General features: G+C 56.1%; 14 protein-coding genes and 2 tRNA genes. 8 read left to right on the top strand and 8 right to left on the bottom strand.

Annotated features, from left to right (window positions below; all coding sequences use genetic code 11):
• Positions 1–35: 35 nt before the first annotated feature.
• Positions 36–782 (bottom strand): triose-phosphate isomerase, encoded by a 747-nt coding sequence (tpiA, locus tag XMD517_RS01565; RefSeq protein WP_173487325.1) that lies wholly within the window; start codon positions 780–782, stop codon positions 36–38.
• Between the two features lie 282 nt (positions 783–1064).
• Between tpiA and pyrE the strand changes: the two genes are divergently transcribed.
• Complete coding sequence (pyrE, locus tag XMD517_RS01570) at positions 1065–1595, top strand: orotate phosphoribosyltransferase (protein WP_173487324.1); 531 nt, start codon at positions 1065–1067, stop codon at positions 1593–1595.
• Between the two features lie 66 nt (positions 1596–1661).
• Here the strand turns inward: pyrE and XMD517_RS01575 are convergent, their stop codons facing one another.
• The 3 genes from XMD517_RS01575 to XMD517_RS01585 all read right to left on the bottom strand — a co-directional run bounded on the left by XMD517_RS01575 (position 1662) and on the right by XMD517_RS01585 (position 3467).
• On the bottom strand, positions 1662–2057 hold the full coding sequence (locus tag XMD517_RS01575; RefSeq protein ID WP_173487323.1) for an iron-sulfur cluster assembly accessory protein: 396 nt from the start codon (positions 2055–2057) through the stop codon (positions 1662–1664).
• Between the two features lie 62 nt (positions 2058–2119).
• The gene (locus XMD517_RS01580; RefSeq protein ID WP_173487322.1) at positions 2120–2827 is read right to left on the bottom strand and encodes a DUF3307 domain-containing protein; all 708 of its coding nucleotides are present in this window, start codon (positions 2825–2827) and stop codon (positions 2120–2122) included.
• Complete coding sequence (locus tag XMD517_RS01585) at positions 2820–3467, bottom strand: MarR family transcriptional regulator (protein ID WP_173487321.1); 648 nt, start codon at positions 3465–3467, stop codon at positions 2820–2822. The genes XMD517_RS01580 and XMD517_RS01585 overlap by 8 nt, the downstream gene beginning before the upstream one ends.
• A gap of 231 nt (positions 3468–3698) precedes the next feature.
• On the opposite strand from XMD517_RS01585, the gene XMD517_RS01590 reads away from it, so the two are divergent.
• Positions 3699–4079, top strand: coding sequence for a hypothetical protein (locus XMD517_RS01590; protein ID WP_173487320.1), 381 nt, complete (start codon positions 3699–3701; stop codon positions 4077–4079).
• 9 nt (positions 4080–4088) lie between these two features.
• Here XMD517_RS01590 and XMD517_RS01595 read toward each other — a convergent pair whose 3' ends face one another.
• The 3 genes from XMD517_RS01595 to XMD517_RS01605 form a co-directional block, all read right to left on the bottom strand.
• The gene (locus tag XMD517_RS01595) at positions 4089–4616 is read right to left on the bottom strand and encodes a hypothetical protein (protein WP_173488076.1); all 528 of its coding nucleotides are present in this window, start codon (positions 4614–4616) and stop codon (positions 4089–4091) included.
• 48 nt (positions 4617–4664) lie between these two features.
• On the bottom strand, positions 4665–5795 hold the full coding sequence (locus XMD517_RS01600; RefSeq protein ID WP_173487318.1) for a hypothetical protein: 1131 nt from the start codon (positions 5793–5795) through the stop codon (positions 4665–4667).
• Between the two features lie 157 nt (positions 5796–5952).
• Complete coding sequence (locus XMD517_RS01605; protein WP_055189145.1) at positions 5953–6318, bottom strand: SUF system Fe-S cluster assembly protein; 366 nt, start codon at positions 6316–6318, stop codon at positions 5953–5955.
• A gap of 209 nt (positions 6319–6527) precedes the next feature.
• On the opposite strand from XMD517_RS01605, the gene tgt reads away from it, so the two are divergent.
• A complete protein-coding gene (tgt, locus tag XMD517_RS01610) occupies positions 6528–7667 on the top strand; it encodes a tRNA guanosine(34) transglycosylase Tgt (RefSeq protein ID WP_173487317.1) in 1140 nt (379 codons plus the stop codon).
• Positions 7668–7697: 30 nt separating this feature from the next.
• Here tgt and XMD517_RS01615 read toward each other — a convergent pair whose 3' ends face one another.
• Positions 7698–8207 (bottom strand): hypothetical protein, encoded by a 510-nt coding sequence (locus tag XMD517_RS01615; protein ID WP_173488075.1) that lies wholly within the window; start codon positions 8205–8207, stop codon positions 7698–7700.
• A 393-nt stretch (positions 8208–8600) separates the two neighbouring features.
• Between XMD517_RS01615 and lon the strand changes: the two genes are divergently transcribed.
• From lon to XMD517_RS01640, 5 genes are all read left to right on the top strand, one after another.
• On the top strand, positions 8601–11003 hold the full coding sequence (gene lon / locus XMD517_RS01620) for an endopeptidase La (protein WP_173487314.1): 2403 nt from the start codon (positions 8601–8603) through the stop codon (positions 11001–11003).
• Between the two features lie 236 nt (positions 11004–11239).
• Positions 11240–11680 carry an HU family DNA-binding protein gene (locus tag XMD517_RS01625; protein ID WP_173487313.1) on the top strand — a complete coding sequence of 147 codons (441 nt, stop codon included), beginning with the start codon at positions 11240–11242 and terminating at the stop codon, positions 11678–11680.
• Between the two features lie 19 nt (positions 11681–11699).
• Positions 11700–11774, top strand: a tRNA-Val gene (locus tag XMD517_RS01630).
• Between the two features lie 188 nt (positions 11775–11962).
• Positions 11963–12038, top strand: a tRNA-Val gene (locus tag XMD517_RS01635).
• A 376-nt stretch (positions 12039–12414) separates the two neighbouring features.
• Positions 12415–14640 (top strand): calcium-binding protein, encoded by a 2226-nt coding sequence (locus XMD517_RS01640; protein ID WP_173487312.1) that lies wholly within the window; start codon positions 12415–12417, stop codon positions 14638–14640.
• The last annotated feature ends 177 nt before the right edge of the window (positions 14641–14817 follow it).

Raw genomic sequence — 14817 nt, forward strand, 5'->3', positions numbered from 1 at the left:
AAAAGAGGGGCCGTAGCCCCTCACTCCATGATGCTTCAGGCGTTTTCCAGGGCAGATATGATTGCCGAGAAATCATCGGCCTTCAGGCTGGCCCCGCCGACCAGCGCACCATCCACATTCGAAACGGCAAAAATCTCACCCGCGTTGTCCGGCTTGACGGAACCGCCATAGAGCAGACGGGCGGAACGGCCAACGCCTTCGCCAAAGCGCCGTTCCAGGCGGGCACGGATAAAGTCATGCACCTCGCCGATCTGATCCAGTGTCGGCACTTTGCCGGTGCCAATTGCCCAGATCGGTTCATAGGCCACGATGAGGTTTTCGCCGGTGACTTCATCGGGGATCGAGCCCGACAATTGCCCGCCAATGATGTCGAGTGTGTTGTTTGCTTCGCGTTCGTCCAGGCTTTCGCCGACGCAGATCACAACCTTGAGGCCCACCGCTGTCGCCGCGCTGGCTTTTTTGCGCACATCCGTGTCGCTTTCTCCATGATCTTCACGTCGCTCAGAATGGCCCAGGATCACATGGCTGGCGCCTGCGTCTTTCAACATCTCGGCTGAGACGTCACCGGTATGCGCGCCGGAGGTGGTTGCATGACAATCCTGACCGCCAATGGCAATCTGGCTGCCCGCCGCGTCACGGGCGCGAGAGATCAGTGTGGCGGGAGGGCAGACCAGCACCTCGCAGGAGGGGGGGGCATGATGCGCCGACAGCTTTTCCAATTCCGCCAGGTTGCTGCCCAGCCCGTTCATTTTCCAATTGCCTGCTGCCAATTTACGCCGCATCGCGGATCCTCCAAAACTGTTTGTCCCGTTTTCGGGGCTGGGGCAGGGGGCGTCAAGGGGCTGCTCCCCTGAACCACCTATTTTGGACACAGGTTGCTTGGTTTGGCAGTAAGATGATATTGGCTTGCCATCATCTGCCCGCTGACCAGAGGCGTGCACCAAGTTCATCTAAAATAGCGTGATGTGGAAATGCCGCGCATCATATAAGAGTGATCGGCGTTTTCAGTTGTTGCTGTGATCTGACAAAACTGGACATGCCTCAAGTTTATGTAAAGGAAAGCTATGTCTGCAGAAACCTCCAGATCTGAACTCGCAAAACAGATTTTTGAAGCCTCGTCGTTGACAGGAGAGTTTGTTTTGCGCTCCGGGCAGGTGTCTCATCAGTATTTTGACAAATACAGATTTGAGGGAAAGCCCGAGATCCTCAGGCCTCTGGCAAAGGAAATGGCCAGCTTGTTGCCCGCCGGGACCGAGATTGTTGCCGGGTTGGAGCTGGGGGGCGTGCCCTTGGTAACAGCCATCTCGCTGGAAACCGGATTGCCCGCTGCATTTATCCGCAAAGAAGCAAAGACATATGGCACCTGCAAAGCCATTGAGGGGCAGGATGTTGGCGGCCGGAAGGTCACGTTCATTGAAGATGTGATTACCACCGGCGGTGCCGTGTCTGATGCCTATAAGCTGGCAACCGAAGAGGGGGCGCTGGTTCTGGCTGTCGTTTGCGCTCTTTGGAGGGGCGATGGAGACCCGGCAATTGCCTCAGAACCGTCGTTGCCCGTGTTCCCGGCCTTCCGGCGCGAAGATCTGGTGGGGTGAAGACTGGTGACGGGGCGCTGACGCCCCGGACCCGGCTGATATTCTGGTGAGCAAACCTGGCCGGAGCTATCCCAGCTTCGGCACCCCGTTCGGGAAGGCTTCGGTCAATTCTTCGACGCTTTTGAACGTCACCGATTCCCCGCAGCCACAGGCCTCGTCCACATTGGGGTTGTTGAACTTGAAGCCGCTTTCCAGAAGACCGGTTTCATAGTCAATCTCGGTGCCGAACAGGAACATCTGTGCGGTGGGGGCAATGAGGATGCGCGCCCCGTTATGTTCGACCACCTCGTCATGGGGATCGGCCTGATCCACATAATCCATCGTGTATTCCATCCCCGCACAGCCGCCCTTTTTCAGGCCGATGCGCAGACCGGTATGGCCTTCTTTCTCCATCAGTTTGGAGATCTGCTTAGCGGCCCGATCCGTCATGGTCAGGGCCTGTTTGCCGGGGATGCCGAACATGTTGTGCTCCTTTGTGCCCAATCTGGTGAGCCTGACAAATTTAGGGTGTTATTCGGAATGTCTCAAGGGGTGAGAAGCGCCAATGCCTCTTTTGTGAGGAAAGCCACCCCCATCGCCCATCCAAATGAGGCCAGCGTGCCGATAATCACATACTCAGAGGCCCGTTGCCCCTTGCGGGTGGTGTCAAAGCGCAGAACCGATTTTGCGGTGAGCAGGAAGCCGATGCCGATCGGGCTGTCAAACAGGATCAGGAAAAAGACGAAGATGCGCTCAAGCAGGCCAATCATGCGCCCTGCATTTTTCAACCCCTGAATGGCAAAGCTTTGCGGGAAGCCACGCATGAGGCCCCCCACAATCGGCCCACCCATGAAGGTGGCAATCAGAAAGCCTGCGATCAGGATGGCTGGCCCCGCCATATAGGGCGTGGCAAAGCCCCAGATCCCATGCACGAAGGAGAGCGGCCAGAGGAGCGCCACCCAGAAGATCGTGGCCAAATGCGCGATCTGGTCCATGAGGAAGGCCCAAAGCCGTGCGGCCTGCCGGGCCGGCAGGGCGTAGGTTTTGAGCGTATCAATGATCGCATGGGCCACGGTGATCCCCAGCGCAGGCTGCCAATCGCCCCCCAGCGCAAACAGGCTGGCCGCTCCGACCACCGCGATATGAGAGGCAAACACATCCAGCCGCCGCTTCTCGCGCACCATCGCGTTGGTTTGAAACACGAAGTCGGCGAGCAGATGAGCGATGAGAAGGGCCAGGAAGGTTTCAAGCATCGTGATGTCTTTCGGGCGGGTCTGTTTCGATCAGCTCAAGCGCGGCGTTTATGGCGGTATAGCCTGCCGACTTCAGGGATTGTGCCACGGCCTGACGTGAAATGCCGAGGTGCTCGGCGATGTCCTGTTGCGTTCGGCGTGTTGGCGCGAGGGCAAGGGCCATCGTGGCGGCCTGCGCCTGTGTCCATTCCCGCGAGATATGATCTGCCAGCAGATAGGCGGCAGAGAGTGGCCCGCCATCCGCATGCTGCATCAGGCTGTTACGGGGAAGTTTTTCGAGCAAGCGCCCGGAATGTGTGAATGCCGGGCCGTGGCCATAATTCGGGTCTTTCATCGCTTTATCGGTGAGCGATCCTTCCCCGGTCGCAATGGCAATACGGGTTTGGAAGGGGCCTGCGCCCATAAGAGTGGCGCGCAGGAACAAGGCCGCACGCAAAGCAAGTTTCGGGGTTTCCAGAATGGTTTGCCAACTGTCACCGCCGCGTCGGGCAAAAGCTGTCGTGAGAGGGGGAGACTCTGTTGGCCAGTCAGAAAAGCACTTGGTTGCTAAATTCAATGTCTCCAATGCCAGGTCCAACTCTTTCAATGAGAGCGCGGAGGAGTTCACGATGTCTCCGGTGAGGACGGCAATCTGTGTCATATGCAAGTTATATTGCTTGCCTTTGTTAAATGCAAGTTATTTGGCTTTCCTTTGTGTATTGCAATCGAAAATACTTGCTATACGAGCCTGCAACAAAAAAGGCAGGCGCTGGGCCCAGCCCCTGACGGTAAATGTTGAGAATCTGAAGAGCGCGGTGATTTCACCGCGCTCTTTCTCTATTTGAGGCTTGCGGCCTATTTCCAAGGGGTAATCAGCTTGGAAGGAATTGTCGTGACAAAACTGCTTGAAGCTTCAAAAGGTATTGGTGGGGTTCGGCTTGGAGCCTCTTGGAAAAAGCCTTTTTTCATCGACTGCTACAAGGGCTTTCGAACCATCACCTACTACCCTGATGACATCGAGACCATCATGGAGCTTGATGAAGAAAATTACAGGTCCGCAGGTGGCGCCGCAGCATTCGCTATCGCAGGAGGAGTTCTCACTGGTGGTCTGGGTCTGATTGCTGGGGCAGCTGTTGGAGGACGCAGACGGAAGAATGTGGTCTTTGCCGCAAAGTTCAAGGACGGTAACTTTGTTGTCTTTCAAGAAAAGAAGGGAGCAGGCCTGAAGGCCCTGCAATCCTATCTGTTCAGGCAGAAAATTGAGAACGCCTGAAGCTTTCCGTTACAGAAAATCCCGTTCATAAATACGCCCGCGTGCAAGCCCAAGCTTCATCGCGGGCGTTTCTTTTGAGCCGTATCCAACCCAATTGTGGTGGAAGCGGTAGATGTCGGTCAGCTTCACCATGATCTCGGGTTTGTAGAGATAATACTTGTCCCAGGCCTTTCGGGCGTTGGATTCCGAGACCTGCGGCCTGGCTGCGAACCGGATGTTGCTCCGGAACTTATTGAAATAGGAATCTACGCTGCGGAGGGTGGCCAAACGCAGCAGCTGGGCAGTAGCTCTATAATCCCGCCCAGGGCGGTCTGTAAGGAGCTCTATGCGCCGATCTGGCTCTGATTTGGTGTGGTATGGCCATTGGAACCCCATCCTGAGATCCTGGCCGATGATTGATGCAGCAATTTCGGTATCTACCAGGTCGGCATAGTTCTCATCAGAGAGCTTGTTGATCTGCGAGACGCTGAGCCCCGATTGACCAGCCAGGATGCTTCGCCCAACTGACCAGGCGGCATTCCGCAGGTCGTTATTCATCTTCTTGTTGAAGAACACCAGGGCGATATCAGCTCTGTCCCGCTTGATCTAATCCGCCATCCCCGCACAAAACGCAGCCTTCAGCCCGGCATCACCATCCGTTACGAACACGAACTTGCCCTCCGCATCTCCGATCATGTCTCGAAGGCGTAGGGCATGTGCAAACTGCATGATGTCGTAGCGCACCAGAGCCCCGCTGTGCGGTAGCTGGTAGAGTTCTTCTTCCTTGATCCGCTTCTGTTTTTGGAGCTTGGAAATGTAATCTTCAAATTCGGTCTTGGACCAAAGCCTGCCATGTTCCCGGAAGCACTTCGACAGCAGGTCATCGCCGGCCAGCGCCATCTTGGCTTCGACCTTGTCATGACTGGCCTTGTCGTCAAATTGCAGGGCAGCCTCCATGATGAAACCGCTCCGGGCATGGGCGGTGCAAAGATGCTGAACGATGATCTGGGTGCGCTCCCGTTTGGTGGGCCAGTTCATCTTGAGAGATTGGGAGTCTGTTGCGAAGCGAGAACCGACTTTCATCCAGTCGATGCCATCGAAGACCTCCCGCTCAGCCCGGAAGGCGCGGACTTGATCGTAGATGAAGTCAATTTTCCGGTAGATGTCGTGATAAGACACCTGAGCGATGGAGCAGATCTTCAGGAATGGCACGCCATTGACCATCATGCGATAGAGAAGAGGGTTCTTGGCACTGCGCTTCTGGCGTCGCGTTGCCCGACCGATGGAAAAGGTCTTCTTGCTGCCTTTGCATTGATGTCTGGGGTCACCGCCAGCAGTCTTTCCGAAACTACGATATTGATCCGGGTGCGTCGCCAGTGATTTCCCCAGGTTCTCGCACTTGGGATTCCTGCATCCAGGTGCAATCGGATCGACCTGTTGCAAATCCTTGAGTCTGTTGTATTTTTCGACAATCGCCTTGTTGTTTTTTAGGCGGTGATTGGTGCTGCATGTCGGACAAGTGAAAAACTCACTGTGACGACTGCCAGCAACCACACCACGAATTGCTCCGGGCGGTGCCGCTGGGCTACCCAAGGGCCGTTTGTAGGGGGCTGGGAAAAGTCCCAACCCTGAACACTGCGGGTTCCGGCAGAAATTGACATCAACCCCCTCGAAGGGGAGAGGCAGTCGGCGTTCAAGCCCGAGGTCTGTCGAAGATATCTTCGAGAAGTCGTTCATGTGGAAACCCTTCAAAATCCCCCCAAAGGGGCCGTTCAAGAGGGTTTCTAAGGGGTAGATTGGCCACTTTGTGGCCAACCGAAGTCTTTATTTCAACATTTACCGTCAGGGGCTGGGGCGCTGGGCCTGCCTTTTGCAATCCATTCGGGGGAGCGGCTTACATGAAGCCAAGCTCCAGACGTGCCTCGTCCGACATCATCTCCATGCCCCAGGGCGGCTCCCATGTCAGGTCCACATTGACCTGCTTCACACCTGCCACCGGTTCAATCGCTTCGATGATCCAGCCCGGCATGTCACCTGCCACCGGGCAGCCCGGCGCGGTGAGCGTCATGATGATATCCACCTCGTTCTGCGCGTTGATCTCGATCGTATAGATCAGGCCAAGGTCATAGATGTTGACCGGGATTTCCGGGTCGAACACCGTGCGGCAGGCCTCAACCACATCATCATATAGCGGATGCTCGGTTGAGGAGGGTTTGATCAGTGGCTCACCTTCGAGCTGGTCTTGCGATTCCATGGTCATCTGGAAAGTCCCGTTTTATTCCTGAGCGAACATATAAGGATTACATGCTCCGAGGTCCAGAGGACCAATGCCGCAGGGGGCGGAAATTGCCCATGATACAGATCAAACCCGCCCGAAACGCTCGGGAACCGCGCCAAACCGGGCGGAGAACCGTCCTCAGGCGCGATTCCCCCCTTGGCATTTTCCGACAATTGCGACATTCGGGGGATATGACACAGGATACGACCACATTCAGCTATACCCTCAAAGCCACCGATGGGCGCGCCCGCACCGGGGTGATCTCTACCCCGCGCGGAGAGATCCGCACGCCTGCCTTCATGCCCGTGGGCACCGCGGCCACCGTCAAGGCGATGATGCCGGAAAGCGTGGCGGCGACCGGGGCGGATATCCTGCTGGGCAACACTTATCACCTGATGCTGCGCCCCACTGCGGAACGTATTCACGCGCTGGGCGGTCTGCACAAATTCATGAACTGGTCGAAGCCGATCCTGACCGACAGCGGCGGGTTCCAGGTGATGAGCCTCTCGTCCCTGCGCAAGCTGACGGAAAAGGGCGTGACTTTCCGCTCGCATATCGACGGTTCCAAGCATGAGCTGACCCCGGAACGTTCGATGGAGATCCAGCGCCTGTTGGGATCTGACATTGTCATGTGTTTCGACGAATGCCCCGCATTGCCTGCGGATCGCAAACGCATTGCCGAAAGCATGCGCCTGTCGATGCGCTGGGCGGAGCGGTCGCGCGAGGCCTTTGGCGACCGTTCGGGACATGCGCTGTTTGGCATCATGCAGGGCGGGCTTGAAAAGGACTTTCGTGAGGAATCGGCCAAGGCGCTGATTGATATCGGCTTTGATGGCTACGCGATTGGCGGTCTCGCGGTGGGTGAGGGGCAGGAGGCAATGTTTGACTGCCTTGAATTTGCGCCGGGGTTCCTGCCCGAAGACAAGCCGCGCTACCTGATGGGGGTTGGCAAGCCGGACGACATTGTCGGGGCCGTGAAGCGTGGTGTGGACATGATGGATTGCGTGCTGCCCTCGCGATCAGGGCGCACCGGGCAGGTCTGGACCCGCCATGGCGTTCTGAACATCAAGAATGCCCGCCATGCAGATGATCCGCGCCCAGTGGATGAGAGCTGCACATGCCCGGCCTGTCGCAATTATTCGCGCGCCTATCTGCATCATGTGTTCCGCTCGAACGAAATGATCTCGGGGATGCTGCTGACCTGGCATAACCTGCATTACTTCCAGGAGATCATGCAGGGGATGCGTGATGCGATTTCCGAAGGGCGGTTCGACGCCTGGGAGGCCGAGTTCCATGCGCAGCGGGCCCAGGGGGACATTGCGCCGTTGTAAGCAGTTCCGGGGGGAAGCAGTCCCGGGGGGTCACCCTTCTTCGATCAGCGAGATCCGAAGGGTGGACCCGTCACATATCTGCCCGGTGCTCCACGGATCAACCGGTTCGGTGACACAGTCGATCTGCATCCAATGCCCCGGCGGGCCAAAGGGCAGGCGGGTTGAAACCGTGTTCTCATCGCTGCTGTGCCATTTGGGGATCAGTTCAAACAGATCGTCCATCACCACGTCGATTGCGAGGCTGGCAAGGTGCGGCCCGGTGATTCCCGCGAAAGAGATGGCCACCCTCGTCGGATCGAGGTGACCACCAGCCAGAAAACTGGCATGGGTCACGTTTTCCTGATCTTCCCCTGTTTTTTCAACGAGATAGTCCGGGAAAATGGCAAAGCTGCCCTGAAAATGGCCCTCACGCGCGAGGTTGCGGATAAGGCGGTGCATCATTTCCGCAGTCAGCAACGGGGTGGGCATCTGCGGGGCGGAAGGAGGTTTCGCTGGCGCAGGATCGGTCTTCTGCGGTGATCGCTTGAGAAATTTGAGCATCCTGAAATCTCCGAATTCATGTCGGAAGATATTTTAAGCAGGAGAATCACCATATTGCGGCGCGTTTGTGAAAAAAACGTGGTTAAACCCTCAAGCGATGCGCAAGGGCAACGCGATCTCGCCGGGCAGGAAACCGGACGGGCGTTTGCCGTCCCTTAAAACCATGCGGTTTTCCGCCCTCTCACCGGGATTGGCCCCTTGCACCTTCCGCCCGGCACAGGCATGGTTTGGGACAGCGCGTAGGGGCTGGATGTAAGGGCCAGTCCAGGGCCAGTCCAGGGTTGCTGCGCTTGAAACCGGGTTGCTGAATGCCCAAGTGATATACGCGAACAGGAGGGGGTCGCGGCTGCCGCTTACGGGGCCTGATCTCCTTGCCAAAAACAAGGATTATCCATGACCGAGCAACTGAACCAATCCTATCCGGTGCTGCCGCTGCGCGACATTGTCGTGTTCCCGCATATGATCGTGCCGCTTTTCGTCGGGCGCGAGAAATCGGTGCGCGCGCTGGAAGAGGTGATGGCGGATGACAAGCAGATCCTGCTGTCGAGCCAGATCGACCCCGCGGTGGATGAGCCGGAGGTCGAGGGCATCTATTCCGTAGGGGTGCTCGCCAATGTGCTGCAGCTTCTGAAACTGCCCGACGGCACTGTGAAAGTGCTGGTCGAAGGGCAGGCACGGGTGAAGATCACCGACTTCCTCGACAATGACAATTATTTCGAAGCCGAGGCAGAGCTGATCGAAGAACGTCCGGGGGATCCCGACGAGCTTGAAGCCTTGCTGCGCTCGGTGGGCGAAGATTTCGAACGCTACGCCAAGATCAAGAAAAACATCCCCGAAGAGGCGCTGGCCGCCGTGGCCGAGACCCGCACACCTGACAAGCTGGCTGACCTCGTGGCGGGTCATCTTGGCGTGGATGTGGATCAGAAACAGGACCTGCTTGAAACCTTCACCGTGTCTGAGCGGCTGGAAAAGGTCATGGGGCTGATGCAGGGGGAAATGTCCGTCCTGCAGGTTGAGAAGAAAATCAAGACCCGCGTGAAATCGCAGATGGAGCGCACCCAGCGTGAATATTACCTGAATGAGCAGATGAAGGCCATTCAGAAGGAGCTGGGTGATGGGGATGAAGGTCAGAACGAACTGACGGAACTCGAAGAGAAAATCGCCGACACCAAGCTCTCGAAAGAAGCCCGCGAAAAGGCGGATGCCGAGCTGAAAAAGCTCAAGAACATGTCGCCCATGTCGGCCGAAGCCACCGTGGTGCGCAACTATCTCGACTGGATGCTGGGTCTGCCGTGGGGCAAGAGATCCCGCGTGAAAAAAGACCTGAACAATGCCCAGAAGGTTCTGGATAAGGACCATTACGGGCTGGAGAAGGTCAAGGAACGCATTGTCGAATATCTGGCCGTGCAGCAACGTTCGAAAAAGCTGAAAGGCCCGATCATGTGCCTTGTTGGCCCGCCGGGTGTGGGGAAAACCTCCCTTGGCAAATCGGTTGCCAAGGCCACGGGGCGCGAGTTCATTCGCATCTCGCTGGGCGGCGTGCGGGATGAAAGCGAAATTCGCGGTCACCGCCGGACCTATATCGGGTCCATGCCGGGCAAGATTATCCAGGCGCTGAAAAAGGCGAAAACCACCAATCCGCTGATCTTGCTCGATGAAATTGACAAGATGGGGCAGGATTTCCGGGGTGATCCCGCGTCTGCGATGCTGGAAGTGCTGGACCCGGAACAGAACTCGACTTTTGTCGATCACTATCTCGAGGTCGAATATGACCTGTCGGATGTGATGTTCCTGACCACGGCCAACAGCTACAACATGCCGGGCCCGCTTCTGGACCGGATGGAGATCATCCCGCTGTCGGGCTATACCGAGGAAGAAAAGCTTGAGATTGCACGCCAGCATCTGGTGCCGCAGCAGATCAAGGATCATGGGCTGAAGGCGAAAGAGTTCTCGCTGACCGATGATGCCCTGAGTGATGTGATCCGCTATTACACCCGCGAGGCGGGCGTTCGGAACCTGAAGCGCGAGATTGGCAAACTGGCCCGCAAGGCGGTTACCAAAATCGTGAAGCGTGAGGTTGAAGCGGTGGATGTGACCCCTGAGGCATTGTCTGACCTGCTTGGGGTGCGGCGCCATCGCTATGGTCTGGCCGAGAAGGAAGATCAGGTCGGTGTCGTGACCGGGCTGGCTTATACCTCGGTTGGTGGCGACCTTCTGTCGATCGAAGCCCTGCGTCTGCCGGGCAAAGGTCGGATGAAAACCACCGGGAAACTGGGCGACGTGATGAAAGAGTCGATTGATGCGGCCTCGTCCTATGTGCGTTCCATCGCTCCCGAAATCGGGGTGAAACCGCCGCAATTTGAAAAATGGGACATCCACGTGCACGTGCCCGATGGGGCCACGCCAAAGGATGGTCCTTCGGCGGGTCTGGCCATGGTCACGTCAATTGTCTCGGTGCTGACCGGCATTCCGGTGCGCAAGGACATTGCCATGACCGGAGAGGTCAGTCTGCGCGGCAATGCGCTGGCCATTGGTGGTTTGAAAGAAAAGCTGCTGGCGGCGCTGCGTGGCGGGATCAAGACGGTTCTGATCCCCGAGGAGAACGAAAAGGACCTGCCGGATTTGCCGGATAGCGTGAAGGATGGTCTGGCAATTATCCCGGTAAACCACGTGTCGGATGTTCTGAAACTGGCTTTGACCCGGACACCGGAACCGGTGGAATGGGATGAAGCCGCGGAAGAGGCCGCCGCCGCGCTTGCCAGCAAACCGGGCAGCACCAGCCAGACCGCGCATTGATCTGGACGGGCAGGGGCCCATCCGCTTTATGTGCATGTGACACCTTTTCAGTGGCGCGCCCGGTTTGGGCGCGCCACTTTAATTTTTGCTCTAAAAATGCTTGGAACTGGATTTGTTAATGTTTTTGCACTAACTTATTCCCAATCAGAAACAATCATGAGCCGAGCAGAACAATGGCGACAAAGTCGAAAAAAACCACCCGCACCACCAAAGCACCCGCTGCAAAGGTGACGAAGGTGACAAAGACATCGAAGACAAGCCCAAAACCTGCAAGCCCGGTTGTTGCATCTGACCCCGCCCTGGATGCTGCGGTGAAAAAGGTAGCCACCTCGACGCGCAGCGCAGTTGTAGATGCCCCTGCGGCAACCACACCCACACAGGTGTCCGGTGTCACGCGGTCCATTGTGGCGAAAGGGGTTAATAAGAAAGAACTGGTGCGCCGGGTGGCAAAACGTGCTGAGCTGCGCCCCAATCAGGTGCGTGCGGTGACCGAAGCGGTGCTTGAGGAACTGGGGCTGGCACTTTCAAACAGTGAAGAACTGAAGCTGCCGGGGCTTGGAAAGATGCAGGTCAAGCGTAGCAAAGATGTCGGGAAGGCGGATGTTCTGATCTGCAAGCTGCGCCGTAAAAAGGATGAAAATTCTGACATTGACCCTCTTGCGCCTGCAGCCGAGTGACGGTAAATAGCCCCTCGTTGGGTGATTAGCTCAGTGGTAGAGCGCTTCGTTCACATCGAAGATGTCAGGAGTTCAAATCTCTTATCACCCACCATTTTCCACCATGCGCGCTGGATGATATGACGCGGGACCAGTTTCCCCGTCAGTATGGTTGGGTATTGCAAAATATTTGCGAAACTTCAGTGGGTTAGCCTGGGTGAGGCGGGAAATATTTTTTTGAGGAAAACTGAAATTTCCTCTTGCGCTCTCTCTCGCCTCACTTTAAATCACCACCCACGGAACGGGTCGTTAGCTCAGTTGGTAGAGCGCTTCGTTTACACCGAAGATGTCGGGAGTTCGAGCCTCTCACGACCCACCATTCCGCTTCCCATTGATTTGAAAGAACACTCCTGCACCGCAGGGGCGCGCGCGTTTCAAGGTTGGAAACGGGTTGGGTCGTGGCGGGCAAGGGCAGACGCTTCGTCCAGATCTGGACCCATAGCTGATTTTCACCCTACGGATCGCGTTGGGCAGCAGGTAAATTTGGGGGGCTGCTCGCTATTTACCCACGTTTCATCTGATGCGAAAACGATGCGGCATCCGCTAAAATCAATTCTGGCTGAAATCAGGAACGCGCCCGCGTGCCTGTATGAAAGCCTGTGCAACATGTCTGTGACAAGAAGGGCTTGAAAAAAAGAAGCGCCTGCTGCAAGGGTGGGGCATTCTAATTTCGAGCATATTCATAGGCGTTCATAATGATTACAGTCCCAACTCAGACCATTGATGTAAACTTGGACTCAAATTGGCATCAATATGCGAGCCAGCTTGTTACGCTGAGCAATGGGAACATATTGGTAAGCTGGGCGGATAGTGATCCCTATGATGACTCTGGTGCTCCGTTTGACGACACGTCGGGCTGGCGACGAAAGGCTGCTATTTTTTCAAACACCGGAGAGCGCATCAGTGAAGAGTTTTATCTGCATGATCCGAACTCCCCCAGCGGCCCGCTAGGTGACTTTCCTGTTTTTGCCGGGGATGATGGCGGATTTTTCACCATATATGACGATGGAAACGGTACCCGGATTACGCGCTATGACAGTGTGGGCAACACAATCGGCACCCCAAATGCCGTGGACACCCCAGAGGAGTTCACAAGCAGTTCCGCTGCCATAGATGAATATGGCCGAGATATCTGGCGCGAGTTTTTCGTGGACAGCGTTTCATTTCACGTCGATCCGCAAACTGGGCAGATCCTGGTTTCCTTCGATGTCCGGCAATTGGACACCTATACCAGTGAGCAGGGCTGGCAGACCTACAACGGGGTATACAGGGAATATCTTGTTGCATACGACCTATTGGGGAACGCTGTTGGCGCCCCTCGACTGATTTCAGAAGACAACAGTCAATTTCTTGATGAAATTCATACCATCATTTCGCATTCCAACGGCGAAACAGTGTATTTTTCAAGTGATTTTGACGTGTTGGAGACGACCGAAACGGGCCTGCCGCGCCTGGTCCGCGACGTTGACCCCTCAAACCTCCTTCCCCCCGATTGGGAAGATCCGTTTGAGGCGCCAACCGTGGATGATTTCGCGGCATTTTCGACAAGTGGTCAGCTGATCTATCGAACCTTAGATGTAATTGTGGAAGAGTGGACGCCAAGCAGTGTGAATGTCTCCTATGAAGGGGTTTCACTGTTCTCAATGGATCAGAACACCTTTGAATTCACGAATAGAGTGGTCGCGATTGAATCGCCCAGTCCAGGAGGATACGCCGGAACACCGGATGTGGTGTCATTGCCCTATGGTCAGTTTCTGGTTGTCTACGATGATTACGGGCAGCGGTGGGGCCAGTTGATCAATGCGGACTTTACCCAAAATGGGTCCATAATTGATCTGAGCATTGATAATGCCGGGATGACTTCGGTTCTGTTCAGTATGGTTTCTGCTGGCGTTGATGCAAACGGGGATGTGGTTATTGCCGCGACCTACTCAACCCATGACGGGTCGCAATATGGGGAACCGCAGCTCGCCTTTTATGGATATGACTTTGCTGGCAACGATGTGCTGGTCATGTCGGACACGGACAATCGTTTGGATGCAGGGGCGGGCGATGATGATGTTCGCGGCTCCAATTCGGGCGATGTGGTGGTCGGAGGCTCCGGCAACGATAAGATTGATGCTGGTGGCGGTGATGACTTTGTCTACGGCGGAAATGGCAGCGACCGTATTTGGGGCGGCGCGTGGTCTGACCGGATCTGGGGGGGCGAAGGCCATGACATCTTAAACGGAGGAGACGGCGCCGACACCATCAAGGGGGAGAGCGGAAATGACGTCATCGTAGGCGGCGCTGGCAAAGACCTGATCTATGGCGGAATTTGGAATGACCGGATCTGGGGTGGTGAGGACCGCGATGTTTTGAACGGTGGAACTGGCGCTGATACCATTTATGGCGGTGGCGGGGATGATGCGATCGTAGGCGGTGCCGGCAAAGACAGGATTTCTGGCGGCGATTGGTCTGACAAGATCTGGGGCGGTGATGACGCTGACGTTCTTAACGGCGACAATGGCGATGACGTGATTTATGGCGCTCATGGCGATGATATTCTGGTTGGTGGGGCTGGAAAGGATAAGCTTTTTGGCGGGATCTGGAGCGATAAGCTCTGGGGCGGCGCAGACCAGGATCAGCTGGATGGCGGTGCCGGCAATGACCGCCTGGCCGGGGGCGCAGGCAATGATGTGCATATCGGCGGTGCGGGGGCGGATGTCTTCATCTTTGCAAACGGCGGTGGCGTGGATCGTGTAACTGATTTTGCCGATGGCGTGGATCGTATCCAGATCGAAGGCCATAATGGCGGCTTCAGCACTCTGAACATCATTGATTACAACGGAAACCGCGTGATTTTTTATGATGGTGGGCGGATTGTCTTGGAAAACGATGCAGGTCTGGCCCTTACATCAGATGATTTTGTGTTTGTCTGAGGGCATTTGAATGAGGCCACCCCGGTTGCTGGGTGGATATGCGGTAAAGCGTTTCGGGATAAACATGAGACACATGTTTCTTCCGAAACGCCCACGGCATTGACACCTCTGACAGTGTTTCAACTTTGCCCTGTCTCTGGTTAAAGTCGAAACGTTTTAGGTTGGCGGCAGGGGAAG

Source organism: Aliiroseovarius sp. xm-d-517 (genome assembly GCF_013283135.1).
GTDB classification, from domain to species: Bacteria; Pseudomonadota; Alphaproteobacteria; order Rhodobacterales; family Rhodobacteraceae; genus Aliiroseovarius; species Aliiroseovarius crassostreae.

Excerpts from the sequence above, each read along its gene's own strand:
- tpiA (WP_173487325.1), bottom strand. The coding sequence starts at position 782 with ATGCGGCGTAAATTGGCAGCAGGCAATTGGAAAATGAACGGGCTGGGC.
- pyrE (WP_173487324.1), top strand. The coding sequence starts at position 1,065 with ATGTCTGCAGAAACCTCCAGATCTGAACTCGCAAAACAGATTTTTGAA.
- XMD517_RS01575 (WP_173487323.1), bottom strand. The coding sequence starts at position 2,057 with ATGTTCGGCATCCCCGGCAAACAGGCCCTGACCATGACGGATCGGGCC.
- XMD517_RS01580 (WP_173487322.1), bottom strand. The coding sequence starts at position 2,827 with ATGCTTGAAACCTTCCTGGCCCTTCTCATCGCTCATCTGCTCGCCGAC.
- XMD517_RS01585 (WP_173487321.1), bottom strand. The coding sequence starts at position 3,467 with ATGACACAGATTGCCGTCCTCACCGGAGACATCGTGAACTCCTCCGCG.
- XMD517_RS01595 (WP_173488076.1), bottom strand. The coding sequence starts at position 4,616 with ATGAATAACGACCTGCGGAATGCCGCCTGGTCAGTTGGGCGAAGCATC.
- XMD517_RS01600 (WP_173487318.1), bottom strand. The coding sequence starts at position 5,795 with ATGAACGACTTCTCGAAGATATCTTCGACAGACCTCGGGCTTGAACGC.
- XMD517_RS01605 (WP_055189145.1), bottom strand. The coding sequence starts at position 6,318 with ATGACCATGGAATCGCAAGACCAGCTCGAAGGTGAGCCACTGATCAAA.
- tgt (WP_173487317.1), top strand. The coding sequence starts at position 6,528 with ATGACACAGGATACGACCACATTCAGCTATACCCTCAAAGCCACCGAT.
- XMD517_RS01615 (WP_173488075.1), bottom strand. The coding sequence starts at position 8,207 with ATGCTCAAATTTCTCAAGCGATCACCGCAGAAGACCGATCCTGCGCCA.
- lon (WP_173487314.1), top strand. The coding sequence starts at position 8,601 with ATGACCGAGCAACTGAACCAATCCTATCCGGTGCTGCCGCTGCGCGAC.
- XMD517_RS01640 (WP_173487312.1), top strand. The coding sequence starts at position 12,415 with ATGATTACAGTCCCAACTCAGACCATTGATGTAAACTTGGACTCAAAT.